This window comes from Micromonospora sp. NPDC049004, from assembly GCF_040649315.1.
Classification (GTDB): Bacteria; Actinomycetota; Actinomycetes; order Mycobacteriales; family Micromonosporaceae; genus Micromonospora.
Map to the genome: position 1 here is coordinate 676827 of NZ_JBEZFG010000001.1, position 18590 is coordinate 695416.

General features: G+C 74.2%; 22 protein-coding genes. 14 read left to right on the forward strand and 8 right to left on the reverse strand.

The window, feature by feature from the left end; translation table 11 throughout:
* Positions 1-36 precede the first annotated feature (36 nt).
* Both AB0B97_RS02965 and AB0B97_RS02970 read right to left on the reverse strand, forming a co-directional pair.
* Positions 37-987 (reverse strand): DUF3500 domain-containing protein, encoded by a 951-nt coding sequence (locus tag AB0B97_RS02965; protein WP_234583609.1) that lies wholly within the window; start codon positions 985-987, stop codon positions 37-39.
* A gap of 32 nt (positions 988-1019) precedes the next feature.
* The gene (locus AB0B97_RS02970) at positions 1020-1412 is read right to left on the reverse strand and encodes an ankyrin repeat domain-containing protein (RefSeq protein ID WP_357490164.1); all 393 of its coding nucleotides are present in this window, start codon (positions 1410-1412) and stop codon (positions 1020-1022) included.
* Between the two features lie 64 nt (positions 1413-1476).
* Here AB0B97_RS02970 and AB0B97_RS02975 point away from each other — a divergent pair, with 64 nt between their 5' ends.
* The 9 genes from AB0B97_RS02975 (at position 1477) to AB0B97_RS03015 (ending at position 7327) form a co-directional block, all read left to right on the forward strand.
* Positions 1477-1854 carry a signal peptidase I gene (locus AB0B97_RS02975; protein ID WP_357490166.1) on the forward strand — a complete coding sequence of 126 codons (378 nt, stop codon included), beginning with the start codon at positions 1477-1479 and terminating at the stop codon, positions 1852-1854.
* 114 nt (positions 1855-1968) lie between these two features.
* Complete coding sequence (locus tag AB0B97_RS02980; protein ID WP_234583605.1) at positions 1969-2424, forward strand: cysteine dioxygenase family protein; 456 nt, start codon at positions 1969-1971, stop codon at positions 2422-2424.
* 44 nt (positions 2425-2468) lie between these two features.
* Positions 2469-2957: a rhodanese-like domain-containing protein gene (locus AB0B97_RS02985; protein WP_234583604.1), complete on the forward strand. Its 489-nt coding sequence runs from the start codon at positions 2469-2471 to the stop codon at positions 2955-2957.
* Positions 2958-3008: 51 nt separating this feature from the next.
* Positions 3009-3578, forward strand: coding sequence for a winged helix-turn-helix domain-containing protein (locus AB0B97_RS02990; RefSeq protein WP_357490168.1), 570 nt, complete (start codon positions 3009-3011; stop codon positions 3576-3578).
* Between the two features lie 263 nt (positions 3579-3841).
* Positions 3842-4447, forward strand: a complete 606-nt coding sequence (locus AB0B97_RS02995) for a winged helix-turn-helix domain-containing protein (protein ID WP_234583602.1) — start codon at positions 3842-3844, stop codon at positions 4445-4447.
* 42 nt (positions 4448-4489) lie between these two features.
* On the forward strand, positions 4490-5134 hold the full coding sequence (locus AB0B97_RS03000; RefSeq protein ID WP_234583601.1) for a uridine kinase: 645 nt from the start codon (positions 4490-4492) through the stop codon (positions 5132-5134).
* A 155-nt stretch (positions 5135-5289) separates the two neighbouring features.
* Positions 5290-5688, forward strand: a complete 399-nt coding sequence (locus AB0B97_RS03005; RefSeq protein WP_007459738.1) for a TraR/DksA C4-type zinc finger protein — start codon at positions 5290-5292, stop codon at positions 5686-5688.
* A 48-nt stretch (positions 5689-5736) separates the two neighbouring features.
* Positions 5737-6609 (forward strand): DUF72 domain-containing protein, encoded by an 873-nt coding sequence (locus AB0B97_RS03010; protein ID WP_234583600.1) that lies wholly within the window; start codon positions 5737-5739, stop codon positions 6607-6609.
* 289 nt (positions 6610-6898) lie between these two features.
* A complete protein-coding gene (locus tag AB0B97_RS03015; RefSeq protein WP_234583599.1) occupies positions 6899-7327 on the forward strand; it encodes a DUF2267 domain-containing protein in 429 nt (142 codons plus the stop codon).
* 43 nt (positions 7328-7370) lie between these two features.
* Here the strand turns inward: AB0B97_RS03015 and AB0B97_RS03020 are convergent, their stop codons facing one another.
* Positions 7371-8150: a DUF72 domain-containing protein gene (locus AB0B97_RS03020; protein WP_357490172.1), complete on the reverse strand. Its 780-nt coding sequence runs from the start codon at positions 8148-8150 to the stop codon at positions 7371-7373.
* A gap of 157 nt (positions 8151-8307) precedes the next feature.
* On the opposite strand from AB0B97_RS03020, the gene AB0B97_RS03025 reads away from it, so the two are divergent.
* Both AB0B97_RS03025 and AB0B97_RS03030 read left to right on the forward strand, forming a co-directional pair.
* A complete protein-coding gene (locus AB0B97_RS03025; RefSeq protein WP_234583596.1) occupies positions 8308-8613 on the forward strand; it encodes a hypothetical protein in 306 nt (101 codons plus the stop codon).
* A gap of 9 nt (positions 8614-8622) precedes the next feature.
* Positions 8623-9897 carry a cupin domain-containing protein gene (locus AB0B97_RS03030; protein ID WP_234583594.1) on the forward strand — a complete coding sequence of 425 codons (1275 nt, stop codon included), beginning with the start codon at positions 8623-8625 and terminating at the stop codon, positions 9895-9897.
* 158 nt (positions 9898-10055) lie between these two features.
* On the opposite strand, the gene AB0B97_RS03035 is transcribed toward AB0B97_RS03030, so the two are convergent.
* The 5 genes from AB0B97_RS03035 to AB0B97_RS03055 all read right to left on the reverse strand — a co-directional run bounded on the left by AB0B97_RS03035 (position 10056) and on the right by AB0B97_RS03055 (position 15274).
* Positions 10056-10718, reverse strand: a complete 663-nt coding sequence (locus AB0B97_RS03035) for a hypothetical protein (protein ID WP_357490175.1) — start codon at positions 10716-10718, stop codon at positions 10056-10058.
* Positions 10715-13390, reverse strand: a complete 2676-nt coding sequence (locus tag AB0B97_RS03040; RefSeq protein WP_357490177.1) for an FtsK/SpoIIIE domain-containing protein — start codon at positions 13388-13390, stop codon at positions 10715-10717. Before AB0B97_RS03040 ends, AB0B97_RS03035 begins: the two co-directional genes overlap by 4 nt.
* Entirely contained in the window at positions 13383-14474 is a 1092-nt protein-coding gene (locus AB0B97_RS03045) for a hypothetical protein (RefSeq protein WP_357490179.1), read from the reverse strand. The genes AB0B97_RS03040 and AB0B97_RS03045 overlap by 8 nt, the downstream gene beginning before the upstream one ends.
* A gap of 6 nt (positions 14475-14480) precedes the next feature.
* Positions 14481-14741, reverse strand: a complete 261-nt coding sequence (locus tag AB0B97_RS03050) for a hypothetical protein (RefSeq protein WP_007076395.1) — start codon at positions 14739-14741, stop codon at positions 14481-14483.
* 152 nt (positions 14742-14893) lie between these two features.
* Positions 14894-15274 carry a hypothetical protein gene (locus AB0B97_RS03055; protein ID WP_234582026.1) on the reverse strand — a complete coding sequence of 127 codons (381 nt, stop codon included), beginning with the start codon at positions 15272-15274 and terminating at the stop codon, positions 14894-14896.
* Positions 15275-15414: 140 nt separating this feature from the next.
* Here AB0B97_RS03055 and AB0B97_RS03060 point away from each other — a divergent pair, with 140 nt between their 5' ends.
* Genes AB0B97_RS03060 through AB0B97_RS03070 form a run of 3 tightly spaced genes read left to right on the forward strand, consistent with a single transcriptional unit; the run spans position 15415 to position 18535 of the window.
* The gene (locus AB0B97_RS03060; protein ID WP_357490181.1) at positions 15415-17970 is read left to right on the forward strand and encodes an ATP-dependent Clp protease ATP-binding subunit; all 2556 of its coding nucleotides are present in this window, start codon (positions 15415-15417) and stop codon (positions 17968-17970) included.
* A complete protein-coding gene (locus tag AB0B97_RS03065) occupies positions 17967-18185 on the forward strand; it encodes a hypothetical protein (RefSeq protein WP_357490183.1) in 219 nt (72 codons plus the stop codon). The genes AB0B97_RS03060 and AB0B97_RS03065 overlap by 4 nt, the downstream gene beginning before the upstream one ends.
* A complete protein-coding gene (locus AB0B97_RS03070) occupies positions 18185-18535 on the forward strand; it encodes a DUF3140 domain-containing protein (RefSeq protein ID WP_234582023.1) in 351 nt (116 codons plus the stop codon). Before AB0B97_RS03065 ends, AB0B97_RS03070 begins: the two co-directional genes overlap by 1 nt.
* Positions 18536-18590: the final 55 nt, after the last annotated feature.

Genomic DNA, 18590 nt, shown 5'->3' on the forward strand with positions numbered 1-18590 from the left:
ACGTATCCCCGGGGCGTCGCGCCCCGGGGGTACGGGTCAGTGGGGGTGGGCCTGGCGGTGGGTGGCCAGGATGTCGGCGCCGAAGTCGCTGGCGGGGCGGCGGAGCACTGTGTGCGCGTGGTTGCCGTCGTCGCTGGTGTTGTCGTACTCGATCAGCAGGTCGTCGCCCTGCACCCGGTAGTAGTGCCGCTGGCCCGGCCTCGTCGGGCCGGCCCAGGCGAAGTGCAGCTGGCCGCCCTGGACGCGGGTCGCCTCCTGAACGGCGAGTTCGGGAGGCAGCCGGTCCAGGTAGAGCGCGACGACCTGGTCGAGCAGCGCGCGGCCGGTCGGGCCGAGCCGGTCGGCCGGCACGCCGAGCGGTTCGAGAGGCCCGTCGACCCGCGCGCGGGTGGCGCTGATGATGTCCGTCGGCGCCTCGTCGGCGATGATCGCGGCGGCCCGCCCGGCCGGCCCGAGCGCGTCGAGCAGGGCGCGGGCCAGGTCCTCCTCGACACCGAGCGGTCGGGAGACGGCGTGCCCGGCGTGGCGCACCGCCGCCGGGTTGGCGCCGAAGAAGATCGGCGCGGGGGAGACCTGGTCGTCGACCACGGTCATGGTCACCGACAGGTGGTGCCCTTCGAGCCGCCACGCCCAGCGGTCGTCGCGGGCCGGGTCACCGAACACAGCGACCCAGTAGTCGCCGCTGTGCCGCCCGCGGCGCCAGCCCTCGGCCCGGTCGAGGACCTCCTCCAGCGCGACGATCGCCATGGCCTGGGCGTACGCCGAGGGGCTGAGCGCGGTGGCCAGCAGCCGGTGCGCGGCCTTGCGCCCGGCGATGTCGAGCTCGGCGAGGCAGACGCCGGGGCGGGGGCGGGGCCGGTATTCCAGCCAGCGTCGGGCCGAGTCGTCGGTGAACGGGTACACGGCGCCGATGCGGGTCGCGGGGTCGAGCGCGGCCAGCAGCGCGGTGCCGGCGGCACGCATCTGTTCGGGCAGGGGATCTTCCACCGACCCTGTATACCGGCCCGTCGGGGGTCGCGTCAGCCGGCCCGCAGCAGCGCGGTCATCTCCGGCAGGTCGAAGAACTGCGCGGTCTCGGCCGCCGACGGGGTGCCGTGCGCCGGGTCGGCCCCGGCGGCGAGCAGCGCGCGGACTGCGTCGGTGCTGCTGCGAAAGACGGCGGCGGCGAGCGCGGTCTGACCTCGGTCGTTGGTGCGGGTGTGGTCCGCGCCGCGGGCCAGCAGAGCGGCCACCGTGTCGGGGTGGGCGTGGTAGGCGGCCAGGATCAGCAGCGTGTCGCCCTTGTCGTTGGTCAGGTTGACCGGCAGGCCGGCGTCGACCTGAGCGGCGAGCTCCTCGGTGGAGCCCGCGCGGGCCAGGTCGAACATCCGGTGCGCGAACGCCAGGGTCTCGGCGTCAAGGTCGTCGGTCACCGGTCCAGGGTAGTCGCCGAGGTCCTGATAGGTTGCTCGGCCGGCGCGGTGGGGGAGGGGTCCGATGGGTGGGACGGTCTACGTGGGCAACGCGGGCGTCGACGGCGTCGGCAACGGTGGCTGGCTGCTCGGGCACTTCGCGCCGCCGGACGAGATCCGGCACAGCACCGACGTCGAGGTGAAGTGGGGCGTGCACCCACCCGGGGAGGCCCGCGCGCGGTGGGCGACAGGTGAGCGTCGGACCACCCTGCTGGTGCTGGTCGACGGGTGCTTCCGGGTGGAGCTGCCGGACCGGACGGTCCGGTTGGCCGAACCCGGCGACTACGTGGTGTGGGCCCGGGGAGTGGATCACTCCTGGTACGCGGAGCGCGCCTCGGTGGTGCTGACCGTGCGGTGGCCGTCGCTGCCCGGCTACCGGGTGGGCCCGCCGGTTCTGCGCTGAGCCAAGGCGGTGGCGTGCTCGTCTCCCGGCATGTGGAATTACCTACTAAACCTATAGGGTTTGCCGGCTAGAGTACGGGGGCACCCCGCCGAACGACCCGCTGAGGAACCACCGATGACCCACGTTCGCCCGGCTCCCGACCTGCTCGCCGTCGCCGCCCGGTGGGCCGACCCGGCCGGCTGGCCGGTCCCGCTGCGCTTCGATCCCACCGAGCGCTGGTACGCCCGGCTCGCCACCGCCGACGACCACGAGGTGTGGGCCCTGAGCTGGCTGCCCGGCCAGGGCACCGACCTGCACGACCATGGCGGCTCCGCCGGCGCGTTCCGGGTGGTCGCCGGCGCCCTCACCGAGGAGACGGTCAGCCGTGCGGCGTTGCGCCCTCGGCTGCTGCCCGCCGGCGCCGCCCGCCGCTTCGGCCCCCGCCACGTCCACCGGGTCACCAACCGCGGCCCGGCGCCGGCGGTAAGCGTGCACGTCTACCGGCCGGCGCTGCGCCGAATGACCCGCTACGACCTGCTCGACGGGCGCCTGCGGGTCGCCGAGGTCGCCGAGGCCGGCCGGTCCTGGTGAACCTCCCGTCCGCACCGCCCTCTCGTCACCGGAAGGAATCGACAATGCTGGTCACCGCAGCGCCCTGTCCGGCACCCGTGCCACCGCCGGGTTCCCGGGGCATCGACGAGCTCCTCGCCGCCGCGCGAGCCCGCCTCGACCGACTGGACCCGGAGCGGGCGCACCTCGCGCACCGGGCCGGCGCGTTGCTCGTCGACATCCGGCCCGCCGCCCAGCGCGCCGCGCACGGCGTCGTGCCCGGCTCGCTCACCGTCGAGCGCAACGTGCTGGAGTGGCGCTTCGACCCGCGTTGTCCCGCCCGGCTGCCCGAGGCCGTCGACTACGACGTGCCGGTGGTGATCATCTGCCAGGAGGGCTACACGTCGTCGCTGGCCGCCGCCGCGTTGCAGGACATCGGCCTGCACCGGGCCACCGACGTCGACGGCGGGTTCGCCGCCTGGCGCATCGCCGGCCTGCCGGCGCTCGGCCCCACCCCGCTGCACCGCGCAGCCCCCCTCGCGCCACCGGTCACCGCCGGCCGGGCACGCCGCTGACCCCCACGCCCCACCGGGCGTGGCGGGCGTACCGCCATCTCAGGAGGCACGATGTCCGTCATCGCGATCCCCACCCGTCCCTACTCGCCGGGTCACCCGGGCCGGGCCGCCGTGCGCCCGCGTACCGGCCCGACCCTGACCATCACCCTCGACCTGGCCCCCGGGCCGGTGAGCCCCCGGTTGGCCCGGCTGGTGCAGCTGCTCGGCGAGCTGGCCGAGGCCGGGGAGGGCCGGCTGCGGCCCGCCGACGACGTGCCGTCGACGCCGCGTCCGCTGCCGCGCCCCGCCGCCGCCGAGCTGCCCGTCGACGACACCGACGGGACCGACGTGCGCATCCTGGCCGGCTCGCGGGTGGTCCGCCGCGGCGACCGGGTGGTCGCGCTGACCCGCATCGAGTACGACCTGCTGCTCTTTCTCGCCGAGCGCCCGCACCGGGTCTTCACCCGCCTCCAGCTGCTGTCGAACGTGTGGGGCTACGAACACGCCGTGGCCCGCACCGTGGACGTGCACGTACGGCGGCTGCGCGCCAAGCTGCCCGGGGCGGAGGTGATCACGACCGTCTACGGGGTGGGTTACCGGCTCGGCGACGGGGCGCGGATCAGCGTCGACCACACCCGCTGAGCAGCACTCGGGCGGCGGTCCGCAGGCGACCGTGAAGGGCAGCATGGTGAACAGGACGGGGACCCCCGTATCGGGGCATCCTGGCGGCTCTGCTGTAATCATCTGGCTTCGTACGCAGAGCGAGCATCTGGCTCCGATGTGTTCGTCAATTGTCACATTCATGCAACGCAGCCGCCTCTTGACCCTCGCCCGGGTGCCGGGAAGCATCGATGAAGCGGCGTCCCGGGCCGTGGGGAGATACCCGGACCAGCCCAAGGAGGACCATGTCGGTCAGCCCCGCCTCGTCGCGCGCCGGATGGCATACGTCCCAACCCGCGGTGCCCGGTCGACCTCCCGGCGGTCAACGCCGCCCGGCGAACACCGCCGCGCCGATGCTCACCGTGACGCTGTCCATCCCGCTGGCCTGTGAGGAGTCGCTGACCCCGCCGGCCCGGCGGCTGCTCGAAGCCGCGCGCGAGATGCTGGAGCGGGGCGAGGGCGTGATCACCAGCTCCGTTCCGGCCGAGCGTCGCGCCGACGGGGTGCCGGCCAACCGGGCACCCGCCCGAGCCCTCACCCCGACGATCCCCGCCCTGCACATCCTCGCGTCGTCCCGGTCGGTGCTGCGCGACGACGAGCCGCTGCCGCTGACCCGGCTGGAGTTCGACCTCCTGCTGCATCTGGTCGCCCACCCCCGCCGGGTGTTCACCCGGCTGCAACTGCTCAACGCCGTCTGGGGCTACGAGCACGCCGGCGTCCGCACCGTCGACGTGCACGTACGCCGGCTGCGCGGCAAGGTCGGCGTGGACGTTCCCCTGGTCACCACCGTCTACGGCGTCGGCTACCGGCTGGCCGACGACGCCCGCGTCACAGTCGACCGCACCGGCTGACCGTCCGACGACCGCCCCTGCGGCGCGGGGCAGGATGGTTCGGTGCGTATCCGTCCCATCTCGCCCGACCGGCTCGTCGCCGAACTGACCGACCGGCTCGACGACGCCTCCCGCACCGTCGAGCCCGCCCGGCTGCGCGTGGCGATCGACGGCGCTCCCGCCGCCGGCCCGGACGAGCTGGCCGCCGCGCTTGTCGACCCGCTGCGCGCCCGGGGCCGCCCGGTCCTGCACGTCCGCGCCGCCGACTTCCTCCGACCCGCGTCGCTGCGCTTCGAGCTTGGCCGCACCAACCCGGACGCCTACTACGAGGGCTGGAACGACGAGGCCGGCCTGCGCCGCGAGGTGCTCGACCCGGCCGGCCCCGGCGGCGACGGGCGGGTGCTGCCGTCGCTGTGGGACGCCACCGCCGACCGGGCCAGCCGCGCCCGGTACGTCGACCTGGCACCCGGCGGCGTGGTCCTGGTCAGCGGCGCGCTCCTGCTCGGTGGGGCGCTGCCCTTCGACGTGACAGTCCACCTTCAGCTGTCCCCGGCGGCGCTGCGCCGCCGCACCGAACCGGCCGACGAGTGGACCCTGCCGGCGTTCGACCGCTACGCCGACGAGGTGGTCCCCGCCAGCTTCGCCGACGTGGTGGTACGCGCCGACGATCCCCGTCACCCCGCGCTCGTGCAGGCCGGCGACAGCTGAGAAATTCGCCGGTTTGCGTGGCACGCCCCGCGGGTACTCGCCCGGCTCACAGAGCGCGGGTGACCGCCCGCGTACCGGATGCGACCGTTGACCGGGGCCCACGCCGCCGGCACCCGGTTCACCTTGAGCCATCAGGCCAGGAAAGGCAGGCAGCGATGCTCGTCCACGACACGGTCGGTACCGGCCGATCCCAGACGGAGATCGACCAGATCCGGCACTCCCTGCAGGCGCGCTACGACGAGCTGACCGCCGAGTACGAGCAGGCCGTGCTGCAGAGTCAGGTGCTGCGGCTGGTGGAGGTCGGCGACACCGCCGGCGACGACCAGGCCGACAGCGGCACCAAGACGGCCGAGCGTGACACCGCGCAGTCCCTGCTGCGGACCATCCTCGACCGGCGCACTCAGTACGAGCACGCCCTGGGCCGCCTCGCCGAGGGCACGTACGGTTGGTGTGAGGGCTGCTCGGCGGCGATCCCGGTGGAACGCCTGGAGATCTTCCCGGCCGCGACCACCTGCGTGACCTGCAAGCAGACCCGCGAGCGGCGGGCGGCCTGAGCGACGGCAGCGGTTGCCGGTCGGTCCACGGCACGATGGACTTGCGCCATGGGTGACATCCTGGTGGGCACCGCGTCCTGGACCGACCGCACACTGCTCGACTCGGGCTGGTATCCCCAGACCGCTGACAACCCGGAGAAGCGCCTGGCGTACTACGCCCGGCAGTTTCCGCTGGTCGAGGTCGACGCGACCTACTACTCACCGCCCGCCGAGGCGACCGCACGGCTGTGGGCCGAGCGCACCCCGGCCGACTTCACCTTCAACGTCAAGGCGTTCAGCCTGCTCACCGGGCATCCCACCCGGGTCAGCGCGCTCTACAAGGACCTGCGACCGGAGACGGACAAGAAGAACGTCTACCCCGACGACCTGCCCGCGCAGTCGTACGAGGAGGTGTGGACGCGTTTTCTGTCCGCCCTGGACCCGCTGGTCGAGGCGGGCAAGCTCGGCGCGCTGCTGTTCCAGTTCCCGCCCTGGTTCACGATCAAGCGGGCCAACAAGCAGTACCTGCTGGAGGTGGCGAAGCGCTGCGCGCCGCTGCGAGGAGTCTACGAGTTCCGCCACGCGTCCTGGTTCGACGGCGACAACGCCGAGGAGACCCTCGCCTTCCTGCGCGAGCACCGACTGTCGTACGTCTGCGTGGACATGCCGCAGGGCCACCGCTCGTCGGTGCCCCCGGTGCTGGCCGCCACCGGCGACCTCGCGGTGATGCGCTTTCACGGCCACAGTGACAAGTGGACCAGCAAGGACATCCACGAGAAGTTCGGCTACCACTACTCGAAGCGGGAGCTGGCCGACTGGGCGCCGAAGCTGCGCGAGCTGGCCGACTCCGCCGGGCAGACCCACGTCCTCATGAACAACTGTTACCGGGACTATGCCCAGACCAACGCGGCAACGCTTGCGGGTCTCCTCGACGCGGGCTGACCTCACCCGATCCGGGTGGGGCCGGCTCACCCGCCCGACCGGCACGGTGGACACGGTGGGTACGGCCGCCCGGGAGCGGCCGACGCCGCAGACGACACGGAGGTGACGGGGATGACGGTTCGACTGGTGACGGATCGACGGCGCGGCGGCGTCCTGCACGTCGTGGGCACAGCCGGCGATACCCGGCGCGCGCCTCAGGGCACCCCGGTGCGGGCCCGCCGTGGCCCGGTGGGGCCGCCGCGACGCGCCGACGACCGACGGTGGGACACCACGGAACGGGGGTCGACCGATGGCTGACGCGATGATCTCCGCGTTCGAAAGTTCGCTGGACAAGACGAACCTGATCCTCAAGGACATCGAGGCCGCCTACGGGTGGCCGAAGGAGCGGCGTAACCAGTCGTACGCGGCGCTGCGCACCGTGCTGCACCTGCTGCGCGACCGGTTGGCGGTCAACGAGAGCGTCGAGTTCGCCCAGCAGTTGCCGGTGCTGGTCCGCGGGATCTACTTCGACGGCTGGAACCCGTCCGACGTGCCGATCAAGCTCAACCGCGACGACTTCCTCTACGAGGTCCGCCAGGGCTTCCCGTACGACGTCGAGGGCGGCGCGGAGCGGGTGACGCAGGTCGTGCTGGACACCCTGCGTCGGCACGTCACCCAGGGTGAGTGGCAGGACGTGAAGGACACCATGCCGAAGGATCTCGCCACGTTCATGCCGTGACGCCGCGCCGCCGTGAGCCCGCCCGACGACCCGTCGGGCGGGCTCAGTGCTCGGAGGTGTCCGCCTCGGCGGCCGACGGCACCCGGGACACCTGATGACCGGCCCCGCGGGCCAGCGCCGCGAAGGCGACGGCGTCGGTGACGGCCGCGCCGCCGGGGTCGTTGTTGAAATAGACGTACGCCGGCTCGTCCGCACCGAATGCGTCGGTGAGCCGGCGGGCCCACGAGCCGAGCGCGGTACGCCCGTAGTGCGGCCACGGCCGGGCCCGCCCCTCGTGCAGCCGCAGGTAACCGAAGTCGGTGGTCCGCCAGCGGGGCGCCACCGGACGACCCAGGCGATCCGCCCAGACCAGCGCGGCCCGCCGCCGTTCCAGGACTGCCCGGGTCGCGTCGGTCCACCACGACGGGTGCCGCGGCTCGACCGCGACCCGCACGTGCGCCGGGAACAGCCGCAGCGTCGCGTCGAGCGCGTCGACGTCCGCCCGCAGGTTCGGTGGCAGTTGCAGCAGCACCGGCCCGAGCCGGTCACCGAGGGCCGTGGCCCGGCCGAGGAACCGGGCCACCGGCTCGGCCGGGTCCCGCAGACGCTTGATGTGGGTGAGGTAGCGGCTCATCTTCACCGCCACGCAGAAGTCCGCAGGTGTCCGCGCCCGCCACGCCGCGAACGTCTCCCGCGCCGGCAGCCGGTAGAAGGCGTTGTTGACCTCGACGGTGGCGAAGCCCGCCGCGAAGTGCTCCAACCAGAGTCGCTGCGGCAGCCGCTGCGGGTAGAAGCGGCCCCGCCAGTCCCGGTACTGCCAGCCCGACGTGCCCACCAGGATCACCGTCTCATCCTGACACCGACCGCCGCCGCCCGCGAACCGACCGTGTCGTCCCGGTTCGGCGTCTACGGTGTGGGTTAGAGAAGATCGCGCGTGGGGTACCACCCGCAGCACGACGGACCCCGGCGTACGGCGGGGCGGCACACCCGAGGGAGTACCGATGGCACTCAACGACGATGACATGCAGACCACGGGCGGCGGCGGCCTGGAGGGTCCGGCCGACGGTGGCGCGACCCCGGGTCACCAGGACGGCGGCGCTGACGGTGGCGCGGAGGGTCCGGCCGACGGCGGCGCGACCCCGGGCCAGCAGGACGGCGGCGCTGACGGTGGCGCGGAGGGTCCGGCCGATGGCGGCGCGACCCCGGGTCACCAGGACGGCGGCGCTGACGGTGGCGCGGAGGGTCCGGCCGACGGTGGCGCGACCCCGGGCCAGCAGGACGGCGGCGCTGACGGCAGCGCCCGGTAACGGACCGTCATGACGCACCTCGACCCGCCGGGCGGCCACGGCCGCCCGGCGGTTCCGTTCGCGGGCGCCGCTGCGGCGCTGGCCCGCTGTGTCTCGGTCGAGCCGGCCAAGTTCGCCGCCGCGCACTGGGGGCACACCCCGCTGCTGTCCCGCGCCGCCGAGCTGCCCGACCCGGCCGGCTTCACCGACCTGTTCAGCCCCGCCGACGCTGACGAGCTGCTCAGCCGGCGCGGTCTGCGTACCCCCTTCCTGCGGGTCGCCAAGGACGGCCAGCTCGTCCCGGCGGCGCGGTGGACCGGCGGCGGCGGCGCCGGCGCGGAGATCGGCGACCAGGTGCTCGACGAACGGGTCCTGGAGCAGTACGCCGCCGGCGCGACCCTCGTGTTGCAGGGCCTGCACCGGATCTGGCCGCCGCTTGTCGACTTCGCCCGTGACCTGGGCCTCGCGCTGAACCAGCCGCTGCAGATCAACGCCTACCTGACCCCGGCGGGCAGCCAGGGCTTCGCCACCCACTACGACACCCACGACGTGTTCGTGCTCCAGGTCGACGGCCGCAAGCACTGGCGGATCCACCCGCCGGTGCTGCCCGACCCGCTGGAGAAGCAGCCGTGGGGTGGCCGCGCCGACGAGGTCTCCGCCACCGCGCAGGGCGAGGCGGCGTTGGACGTGGTGCTCGCCCCCGGCGACGCCCTCTACCTGCCGCGCGGCTGGCTGCACAGCGCACAGGCCCAGGACGCCAGCTCGCTGCACCTGACCGTGGGCATCCGCGCGCTGACGCGCTACGCCCTGGTGGAGGAGCTGCTCGCGCTGGCCTCCGAGGACCAGCGGCTGCGGGCGAGCCTGCCGTTCGGCACCGACGTGGCCGATCCCGACGCCATCGAGCCGGAGCTGACCGAGACGGTGGAGGCGCTGCGGGACTGGCTGCTGCGCGCCGACCCGGCCGCCGTCGCGGCGCGACTGCGCCACCGCGCCTGGCCGGCCGCCCGACCGGCGCCGATCCGCCCCCTCGCCCAGGCCGGGGCCGTGGCCGCGCTGAACGCGGACTCCCGGCTCACCCTGCGGCCTGGCCTGCGCTGGCAGCTCGTGCCGCACGGGGACGGCCAGGTGGCGCTGCGGTTGTTCGACCGCACGATCACGCTGCCCGCCGACTGCGAGCCGGCGACCCGGGCGTTGCTCGGTGGCACCGCGATCCGCGTCGGTGACCTGCCCGGACTGCCGGACGACGCCGACCGGGTCACCCTGGCTCGCCGGCTGCTGCGCGAGGCCGTCCTGGTGCCGGCCTGACCGGGTCCCACCCGGGCCTGCCGGGGGGTTGTGGCGGGTGAGCGGTATACCGCAGAGGCATAAATATGACTCTGGGGTATACCGCTCACCGCCACCTTCGCCCCGCCGGACGTGACTGACAGTGACCGCGGCCAGCGGGCCGCAGGTGTCGGCTCAGGTCAGCGGCCGAGCACCAGCAGCAGCACCGTCGTGACCAGCCCGGCGCCGAGCACCACGGTGATCGGTCGAGGGCCGAGCACCGCGTGTCGGCGGTCGGCGAGCACCCGCGCCGGCACGAGACCGATCAACGGCCCGAGCAGGGTCACCACCAGCGCCAGCACCGGCATCCCGACTGCCAGGTCCCCGCCGTACCCGACGCCGAGCGCCCGTGCGCCGGAGCCCAGCGCATACGCCACGACCGCGCCGGCCACCCCGCAGAGCGCCAGCAGCGGGTTGACCGAACCCGGCAGCTCACCGGGCTGCCCGGCCCGGTCGAGCAGGTCCCGGACCCGACCGAGCAGCAGCACCGGCTCGCCGGCCGCACTGTCGTTGGTCGGCGCGGGCGGCGCACCGAGGCGGCGGGCGCCGAGGCGGGCCCGCACCTGCTGCCACAGGTGCGCCACCTCGGCGTCGACGCGTTCCTGCTCCTCGCGGGCGTCGACCAGCTCCTGCTCGGCGCGGCGTACGTCGTCGGCGGCGTCGGCGACGGCCCGCTCGGCCGCCGCGCACTGCCGCTCGTACCAGGTGTGCGCCTCGGCGCGCTGTTCGCGTACCTGGGCGCTCAGCTCGGCCAGTCGCCGCAGTTGCGCCGTGTACGTGTCACTGGTCACCGGTTGGTTCATCGCGACGGTCCATAGGGGATGAGCACCTGGCCGGTGCGGTGCACCGCCCGGTCGAAGAAGAGCCCGCGCCAGGGCCGGGGATACCAGTCCGGGCCGCCGGTGCCCGGATACAGCGAGGCGCCCAGCTCGCCGCCGTGCGTGTCCAGAGCAACCCAGGCGCCGATCTGGTCGGTGCGGGCGGCCGGGCCGCCCAGGTCCGCGCGCATCCGCGCCACGCCCCGCCACCAGGCCAGCACGTGGGTGCGCCGCTCCGGACCGTCGTGCAGGATCCGGCGCAGATGCTCCAGGCCGGTGCGCCGACCCGTGCGCGCGGCGAGGGCGCCGGCCGCCGCGTCGACCGCGAACAACAGCAGGTAGTGCGGGCTGCCGGGGCCGGACAGCCCGTCGGCCGTCTCGCCCATCAACTCGCCGACGGTCTCCTCGTCGTACCAGGAGGCGTCGTCGGCCAGGTCGTCGTAGAGCGCGCGGGCGATCGGATCGGCGTCCGGGTCGAGGCAGGCGATGGAGAACCGGGCGGTGCCCGGCGGGTGTTGGCGGGCCAGCGACCGGGCGGCCGAGTCGAGCACCGCGCACGCCTCGTCCACCCGCGTACCCAGCACCGCCAGGTTGCGCCCGGGCGCGCGGGGCAGCCGCAGCGCCGCCGAGCGGGACTGCACGTCGATGATCTCGCCGAGCAGGGCCACCGGGTTGCGCGGCGCGCGGCCGTCGGTCGGGGCTTCGAGGCCCCGGAAGTCCGGGGCCTCGTCCAGCCGGGGGATCGCGTCACCGTCGAAGAGCCGGGCCGGCGCGGCGTCCGGCGGGCGCATCCGCCACAGCCGGTGTTGCAGGCCGCTCCACGTCTCCCAGTCGCTGGCCGACGGGATCCGCGCGACCTCGTTGCCCTCCACCATCCCGGACTCGGCGTTGACCACCGCGTGCCAGCGGGGCAGCGACTGCGCCGCGTCGTTGCGCTCGGCCAGGATCCGCAACGCCTTGGGCAGCGCGATCCGCAACGTGAACTGGGCGACCAGCGCCGGACGGCCCCACAGCGCCTCGATGCCCCGTACGTCCTGCGAGGCGAGCACCAGGTGGATGCCCTGCGACCGGCCGCGGCGAGCCAGGTCCTCCAGCAGGTCGGCGGCCTCCCGGGCGACCACGTCCCGGCCGGCCAGCAGCATCTGGAACTCGTCGACAACGGCGACGATCCGGGGCCAGTGCCCGGTCGGGTCGACCGCCCGCAGCTCGGCCAGCTTGGTCACCTCGTGCTTCTTGGCGGCGTCGGCACGGCGACGCAGCTCCTCGGTGAGGAACCGCAGCAGCGCCAACCCGAACTCCCGGTCGGTGTTGACGTTGATGCCGACCAGGCGCATGTGCGGCAGCCAGCTCGGGTCGCGTCGGCCCTGCGCGAACCGGGCGAAGGACACCCCCTCCTTGAAGTCGAGCAGATAGAACTCCAACTCGGCGGGGGAGTAGCGGGCGGCGAGGGCGCCGATCCACGCGAAGATCAGGTTGGTCTTGCCGGTGCCGGACGGCCCGCCGATCAGCGCGTGCGGTGGATAGTCGCCCAGGGTCAGGCGCACCGGTCGGCCCTGCGGCCCCTCGCCGATCGGGGCGGTCAGCCCGCTGGCCGAGTCCTCCCGCCACATCTGCTCCGGCGGGGGCAGCAGGTCGGCGAACGGGGTCGGCGGCGGGCCGGCGTTGACGCGGGCCGCGATCTCCCGGCAGGTGTCGGTGACAAGCGTCGCCGGTGGCGGCGGGTCCAGCCGGACCGACAGGCCGGACGGGCCGCCGATCCACGCGCCGGACGCCTCGGTCACCACCCGGGTCACCGTCGGGTCGTCCGGCAGCGGGATGCCCCGGACCACGAGGTGCACCCCGCAGGCGGCGCCGGCGCGGACCACGCGTTCGAGTTGGCCGCGTTCGTGCCGGCTCAGCTCGTCGCCGCCGAGCAGCACCGCCACCCGCCACGGCTCGGGACGGCGGCCGGTCGCCGCGGCCAGCTCCCGCAGCGAGCCGTGTTCGCCGGCCAGCACCGTCTCGTTGATGCGGCGGATCTGCTCGACCAGGTCGTCCAGCAGCGGACCCAACCCGCCCGGGCCGACGAAGGTGAGCAGCCCCGCGGTGCCCAGGGGCGCGAACCCGGCCAGGCCGCCGCCAAGGTGCTCCGGGTCGTAGCCGACAAGGCGTACCCCGCCCGGGTCGGCGCGGCCGACGGCCCGCAGCAGCAGCGCGGACACGACCGCGTCGCAGCCGGCGCGGTCGTCCCCGGACAGGTGCACGTGCCCCGCGTCGAGCAGCGGCACCAGCGCGGGCACCGGGTCGACGTCGTCGAGCCGGACCGTGCCGACCCGCAGCGCGCCGGGCGGCTCGGCCCGGCGGGTGGGCGTGGGCGTCCAGCCCGGCCAGTCGGCGCCGGCGCAGCCGGGTGCCTCCCGGCGGGCGGCGTCGGCGGCGTGGCGGGCCAGCTCGGCGAGCCGGGTGGCGTGCCGGGCGTCGATCTCGGCGAGGCGGCGGTCCCGTTGGGCGCCCACCCGCTGCGGTACGGCGGCCGCCGCGCGCCGGACCCGGGTCAGCCGTTCGCGACCAGCCGTCAGGTCGGCCTGGGCGGCCGACAGTCGGGTACGCGTGGCACCCAGCGCCTCGGAGAGGGTGTCCCGGATGCGGGTGACGAGTTGGCTCCGCCGGTCAGCCATCGGAACCCCGGCGGGCCGGCGCGTCCCGCCACGGGCTGCCGGTCTGCGGCGGCAGCCCGGCGGGCCGCTGCGGTACGACGCCGCCGGACGCCTGCCTGCCGTTCACCGCGCCAGGACGGGGACCGACGCCGCCCGAGGGTGGTGGTTCGGGGGGCCGTGGACGACTCGCGTTCCCGGAGCGTTGCTCGGCGGGACGAGCACCCGCGTCGCCGGTGCGCTGGTCACCGGTGGCCGGTGGCGTGCCGGTGGCAACGGGCAGGTCGCGGCCGAGGCGGGCGAGCAGCAGCCCGGTCGCCACGCCTGCGGTGACCGCGGAGTCGGCGGCGTGCGGCGGTTCCCCCGAGGAGCGGGGTGGCGGCATCCGGCACACCCGGGTCAGCAGCGTCTCCAGCACCGGCGGCGGCAGTCCGGGGAGCAGGTCCCGGACCCGCCCGTCCAGCTCGCCGCGCAACCGGCCGAGGTCGGCGGCGCGCGGCGGATGACCCAGCAGCTCGCCGGCCAGCTCCCGCAGCAGCGGCGGCGCGAGCGCGGCCATCCCGAGCCCCACGTCGGCGGACGCCCGCCGCAGCTCGGTGCGCAGCCGGTCCCGGTCGCCGGCGCGCACCCCGCCGACGACCCGGCGCAGCAGCTCCTGCGAGTCGCGCAGCCGTTCGTCGGGCTCGTCGGGGCCGCCGTCGCGCCCGCCGGTCAACTCGGCCACCCGTACCGACCACCAGCGACGCATCCGCACCTGCTCGGCCTGCTCCGGTGCCACAGTGGTCGGCCCGTGCGGCGGGGGCGCGTCGTGGCGCGGGTCGCGCTGCTGCGGGCGGGGCGCCGGGGCGCCGTCGGCGGCCAGCCCGATCGCGGCCAGATACGCCGACAGCTGCTCCTGCGCCACCCGCAGCGCGTAGTTGGCGCTCTCGGCGTGCTCGGTCGCGGCGGACAGCTCGGGCACCCCCATCGGGTTGGCCGACTCCTGTCGGACCCAGCGCAGTCGTTCCGCGGCCAGGCCGAACTTCTCCAGGGCCTGCCCGAGCAGGCCCACCGGGAACTCCTCGCTGGCCGCGCGGACCTGGCCGCCGATGTCCTCGATGATGGACACGGTGGCCTACAGGGTGGAGACGTAGAGCTGCGCCTGCTCGACCGCGACAAGTGTCGCGGCGAGGCACTCCTCCAGCTCCTGGCTGGCCTGGGTCAGCGACGCCTGGGCCGCCTCGACCGTCTCGTGCCCGCTGCCCTCCAGCGCGCCGGCAAGGGTCTGCTGCGCCTCGGCGAGCTTCTCACCGGCTGCCTGGACGGCTGTCTGCCCGTCGCCGATCTGTTGGAGGGCGACATCGATGGCAGCCTTCAGCTCGGCGACGCTCGCCACGGCGGAACCTCCTGGGGGCGGGGAGATCTCCATTAGAGCTTACTGGCGTCGGTGGGAGAACATCCGCCCTGGCGGTGTTCCTGCCCGACTGACCGTTAACCCCCCTGAAGTGCCGGGAGTCCGTTCTGTGGGAGTCCCAGTATGAGAACTTCTCAATTATCGCGGAGCCAGCGCGGCCCGTACACCTCCGCGCCGAGGGCGGTCACCCGCTCGCGCAGCTCCCGGTCGGCGGTGACCACCAGCCGACGGCGCTGCGGCGCCGCCTGGACCAGTTCGACAACCGTGTCGTCGCCGGAGCCGGGGGCGGAGACGACGCGGACGTCGTCGGTGCCGGGTACGTCCCGGGCGGCGCCCTCGACCACGAGCACCACCTCGACCGGGGCGGTCAGACGGGCGGGCAGGCCCGTGGCGGCCACCGGGGCCAGGGAGTCCCGCAGCCGGGCGGCGGCCCCGGCCCGGTCCCGCCACCACCCGTTCGGGCGGGAGCCCACCACGTTGGCGCCGTCCACGATCAGCAGCGGGTTCTCAGTCATGGCGTCAGCCTGCCACCCGTGGCCGGCGCCGGCCGGGTGCCACTCCACAACGCGGTGTGCGCCGCCACGTGCGGCGTTTGTCGGGCCGAGCGCCGGGTAGCCCCTGGCGACCGTGCCGCGCCCGACTGCGGAGGACAGACATGATGGGACCCGGTGACCTCGGCTCCGACCCGTGGGACGAATTCCTGGCCCGGTACTTCGGCCGGGGTGAGGGAGGACGCCGACCGCCGCACCGGGTCGACATCACCCGACTGATGACGGCCGACGCGCGCGAGATGCTGGCCGACGCGGCCCGCCGCGCCGCGCAACGGCAGAGCAACGACCTGGACACCGACCACCTGCTCTGGGCCGCCCTGCAACGCGAACCCCTGCGCGACCTGGTACGCCGCGCCGGCGCCGACCCGGACACCCTGCTCAACGCGTTGGGCGGCAAGGGCGACGGCGCACCGCGCGGGGAGGTACCGCCCAACCTGTCGCTGACCCCGGCCGCCAAGCGGGCGCTGCTCGACGCCCACCAGCTGTCCCGGGCGATGGGCGCCAACTACATCGGCCCCGAGCACATCCTGATGGCCCTGCCGCTCAATCCCGAGTCGCCGGCCGGACGGATGCTGGCGGCCGGCCGGATCCAGCCCGAGTCGTTGCAGGCCGCCAATGCCGAACGCGGCCCGATGACCGGGCCGAAGCCGGACCGCGGCACCCCCACCCTGGACCAGTACGGGCAGGACCTCACCGACCTGGCCCGCGCCGACCAGATCGACCCGGTGATCGGGCGGGCCGACGAGATCGAGCAGGCGGTGGAGATCCTGTCCCGGCGGACCAAGAACAACCCGGTGCTGATCGGCGAGGCCGGTGTCGGCAAGACCGCGATCGTCGAGGGTCTGGCCGAGCGGATCTGCGACGGCGACGTGCCGCAGACCCTGCTCGGCAAGCGCGTGGTGCAACTCGACCTCGCCGGCCTGGTCGCCGGCACCCGCTACCGGGGCGACTTCGAGGAGCGCCTCAAGAAGGTGATCGACGAGATCCGGGCGCACCGGGACGAGCTGATCATCTTCCTCGACGAGATCCACACCCTGGTCGGTGCCGGCGGGGCTGGCAGCGAGGGCGGAATGGACGCGTCCAACATGCTCAAGCCCGCCCTCGCGCGGGGTGAACTGCGGGTGATCGGCGCGACCACGCTCGACGAGTACCGCAAGAGCATCGAGAAGGACGCCGCGCTGGCCCGGCGGTTCCAGCCGGTGCTGGTGCCCGAGCCCAGCGTCGACGACACCATCGCCATCCTGCGCGGCCTGCGCGACAGGTACGAGGCCCACCACCAGGTGCGCTTCACCGACGAGGCGCTGGTCGCCGCCGCCGAGCTGTCCGACCGGTACGTCACCGACCGGTTCCTGCCGGACAAGGCCATCGACCTGATCGACCAGGCCGGCGCCCGGGTCCGGCTGCGCACCCGCACCCCGGCCTCCGACGTGCGGGAGCTGGAGCAGGAGCTCGACGACGTACGCCGGGACAAGGAGCAGGCAGTCACCGACGAGCAGTACGAACGGGCCTCGGCGCTGCGGGACCGGATCTCCGAGCTGGAGGAGGAGATGCGCCGCGCGACCGGCGCCGACGGCTCGTCCTCGCAGGTGCCCGAGGTGGGCCCGCAGGAGATCGCCGAGGTGGTCTCGCGGGCCACCGGCATCCCGGTCAGCCAGCTCACCGAGGAGGAACGCGACCGGCTGCTGCGCCTGGAGGGTCATCTGCACGAGAGGGTGGTCGGTCAGGACGACGCGGTCACCGCGGTGGCCGAGGCGGTGCGCCGCTCCCGGGCCGGGCTGGCCGACCCGGAGCGCCCGATGGGCAGCTTCCTGTTCCTTGGCCCCACCGGCGTCGGCAAGACCGAGCTGGCCCGGGCCCTGGCCGAGGCGTTGTTCGGCGAGGCGGACCGGATGGTCCGGGTGGACATGAGCGAGTTCCAGGAGCGGCACACGGTCAGCCGGCTGGTCGGCGCCCCGCCCGGGTACGTCGGTTACGAGGAGGCCGGTCAGCTCACCGAGGCGGTGCGCCGCCGCCCGTACGCGGTGGTGCTGCTCGACGAGATCGAGAAGGCCCACCCGGACGTGTTCAACATCCTGCTGCAGGTGCTCGACGACGGGCGGCTCACCGACAGTCAGGGCCGCACGGTGAACTTCAAGAACACCGTCCTGATCATGACGAGCAACCTCGGCTCCGAGCTGATCACCGGGGCGCAGCGGGCCGTCGGGTTCGGCACCGGCGCACCCGGCAGCGAGCAGGAGAACGACGAGCTGCGCGAACGCCTGATGCGCCGCCTCCAGGAGAACTTCCGGCCGGAGTTCCTCAACCGCATCGACGAGGTCATCATCTTCCGCCGGCTGGAGGCCGAGCAGTTGCGCGACATCACCGCGCTGCTGCTTGAGGAGACCCGCCGCCGGATGCACGCCCAGGACATCCAGGTGGAGTTCACCAACGCCGGCATCGACTGGCTGGCCGAGCACGGCTACCAGCCGGAGTTCGGGGCCCGTCCGCTGCGCCGGGTGATCCAGCGGGAGGTGGACAACCACCTGTCGCGGATGCTGCTGGAGTCGGCGATCTCGCCCGGGCAGAAGGTCACCGTGGACGCCCGCGACGGGCAGCTCACCTTCGACGTGACCGCAGGTGAGCGGGGGTACACCGCCGCCACGACAACGCACCCCCGATGACCGGGCCGGCCCGACGGGACGACCACGAGGACCCGCACGAGCACGCGGGGTCCGCGAAGCCCCGGGACGAGGACGACGACGAGCATCCCGACCCGATCCTGGCGCCCCCGACCGCGAACCCGCGCCGCACGCGGGTGCCCGCCGAGGGCCTGCATCCGAAGACCGACCAGGACGACCCGGAGACGTCGGGTCACCATCGTCGAGAGGAGACCTGATGGTACGCGACACGCGGCTCGACCCCGAGGTGGAAGTGCTCTGGGAGGACTTCCACGCCGAGGTGAACGTCCCGTCGGAGCAGCTGCGCACCTGGCTGCTGACCCGGGGCTCCGGCGAGGAGTCGTTCAGCCCGAACCCGGACCTCGACCTGCCCCAGCCGGGACGGGAGATCCTCAAGGTGCTCAACAAGCGCAAGGTCGATCTGACCCCGGAGGACATCGAGGTGATGCGGGAGGCGGTCGAGCGGATCCGCGAGCTGATGGACGCCAAGCCCCGACGGGGCAACGCCGACGACGAGTGGCGGCACTCGCTGCTCGACCTCGGTCACGACCCTCTCGTCGAACGCTGAGCGAGGCCGTACGCGACGGTGCCGTCCCGGTGTGGGGCGGCACCGTCGCGTGCCG

Bases quoted from the DNA above. Each gene is read 5' to 3' on its own strand.
- AB0B97_RS03060 (WP_357490181.1), top strand. From the start codon at position 15,415: ATGATGGGACCCGGTGACCTCGGCTCCGACCCGTGGGACGAATTCCTG.
- AB0B97_RS03005 (WP_007459738.1), top strand. From the start codon at position 5,290: ATGCTCGTCCACGACACGGTCGGTACCGGCCGATCCCAGACGGAGATC.
- AB0B97_RS03065 (WP_357490183.1), top strand. From the start codon at position 17,967: ATGACCGGGCCGGCCCGACGGGACGACCACGAGGACCCGCACGAGCAC.
- AB0B97_RS03040 (WP_357490177.1), bottom strand. From the start codon at position 13,390: ATGGCTGACCGGCGGAGCCAACTCGTCACCCGCATCCGGGACACCCTC.
- AB0B97_RS03070 (WP_234582023.1), top strand. From the start codon at position 18,185: ATGGTACGCGACACGCGGCTCGACCCCGAGGTGGAAGTGCTCTGGGAG.
- AB0B97_RS02975 (WP_357490166.1), top strand. From the start codon at position 1,477: ATGGGTGGGACGGTCTACGTGGGCAACGCGGGCGTCGACGGCGTCGGC.
- AB0B97_RS02995 (WP_234583602.1), top strand. From the start codon at position 3,842: ATGTCGGTCAGCCCCGCCTCGTCGCGCGCCGGATGGCATACGTCCCAA.
- AB0B97_RS02990 (WP_357490168.1), top strand. From the start codon at position 3,009: ATGTCCGTCATCGCGATCCCCACCCGTCCCTACTCGCCGGGTCACCCG.
- AB0B97_RS02985 (WP_234583604.1), top strand. From the start codon at position 2,469: ATGCTGGTCACCGCAGCGCCCTGTCCGGCACCCGTGCCACCGCCGGGT.
- AB0B97_RS03010 (WP_234583600.1), top strand. From the start codon at position 5,737: ATGGGTGACATCCTGGTGGGCACCGCGTCCTGGACCGACCGCACACTG.
- AB0B97_RS03035 (WP_357490175.1), bottom strand. From the start codon at position 10,718: ATGAACCAACCGGTGACCAGTGACACGTACACGGCGCAACTGCGGCGA.
- AB0B97_RS03015 (WP_234583599.1), top strand. From the start codon at position 6,899: ATGGCTGACGCGATGATCTCCGCGTTCGAAAGTTCGCTGGACAAGACG.
- AB0B97_RS03030 (WP_234583594.1), top strand. From the start codon at position 8,623: ATGACGCACCTCGACCCGCCGGGCGGCCACGGCCGCCCGGCGGTTCCG.
- AB0B97_RS02980 (WP_234583605.1), top strand. From the start codon at position 1,969: ATGACCCACGTTCGCCCGGCTCCCGACCTGCTCGCCGTCGCCGCCCGG.
- AB0B97_RS03055 (WP_234582026.1), bottom strand. From the start codon at position 15,274: ATGACTGAGAACCCGCTGCTGATCGTGGACGGCGCCAACGTGGTGGGC.
- AB0B97_RS03025 (WP_234583596.1), top strand. From the start codon at position 8,308: ATGGCACTCAACGACGATGACATGCAGACCACGGGCGGCGGCGGCCTG.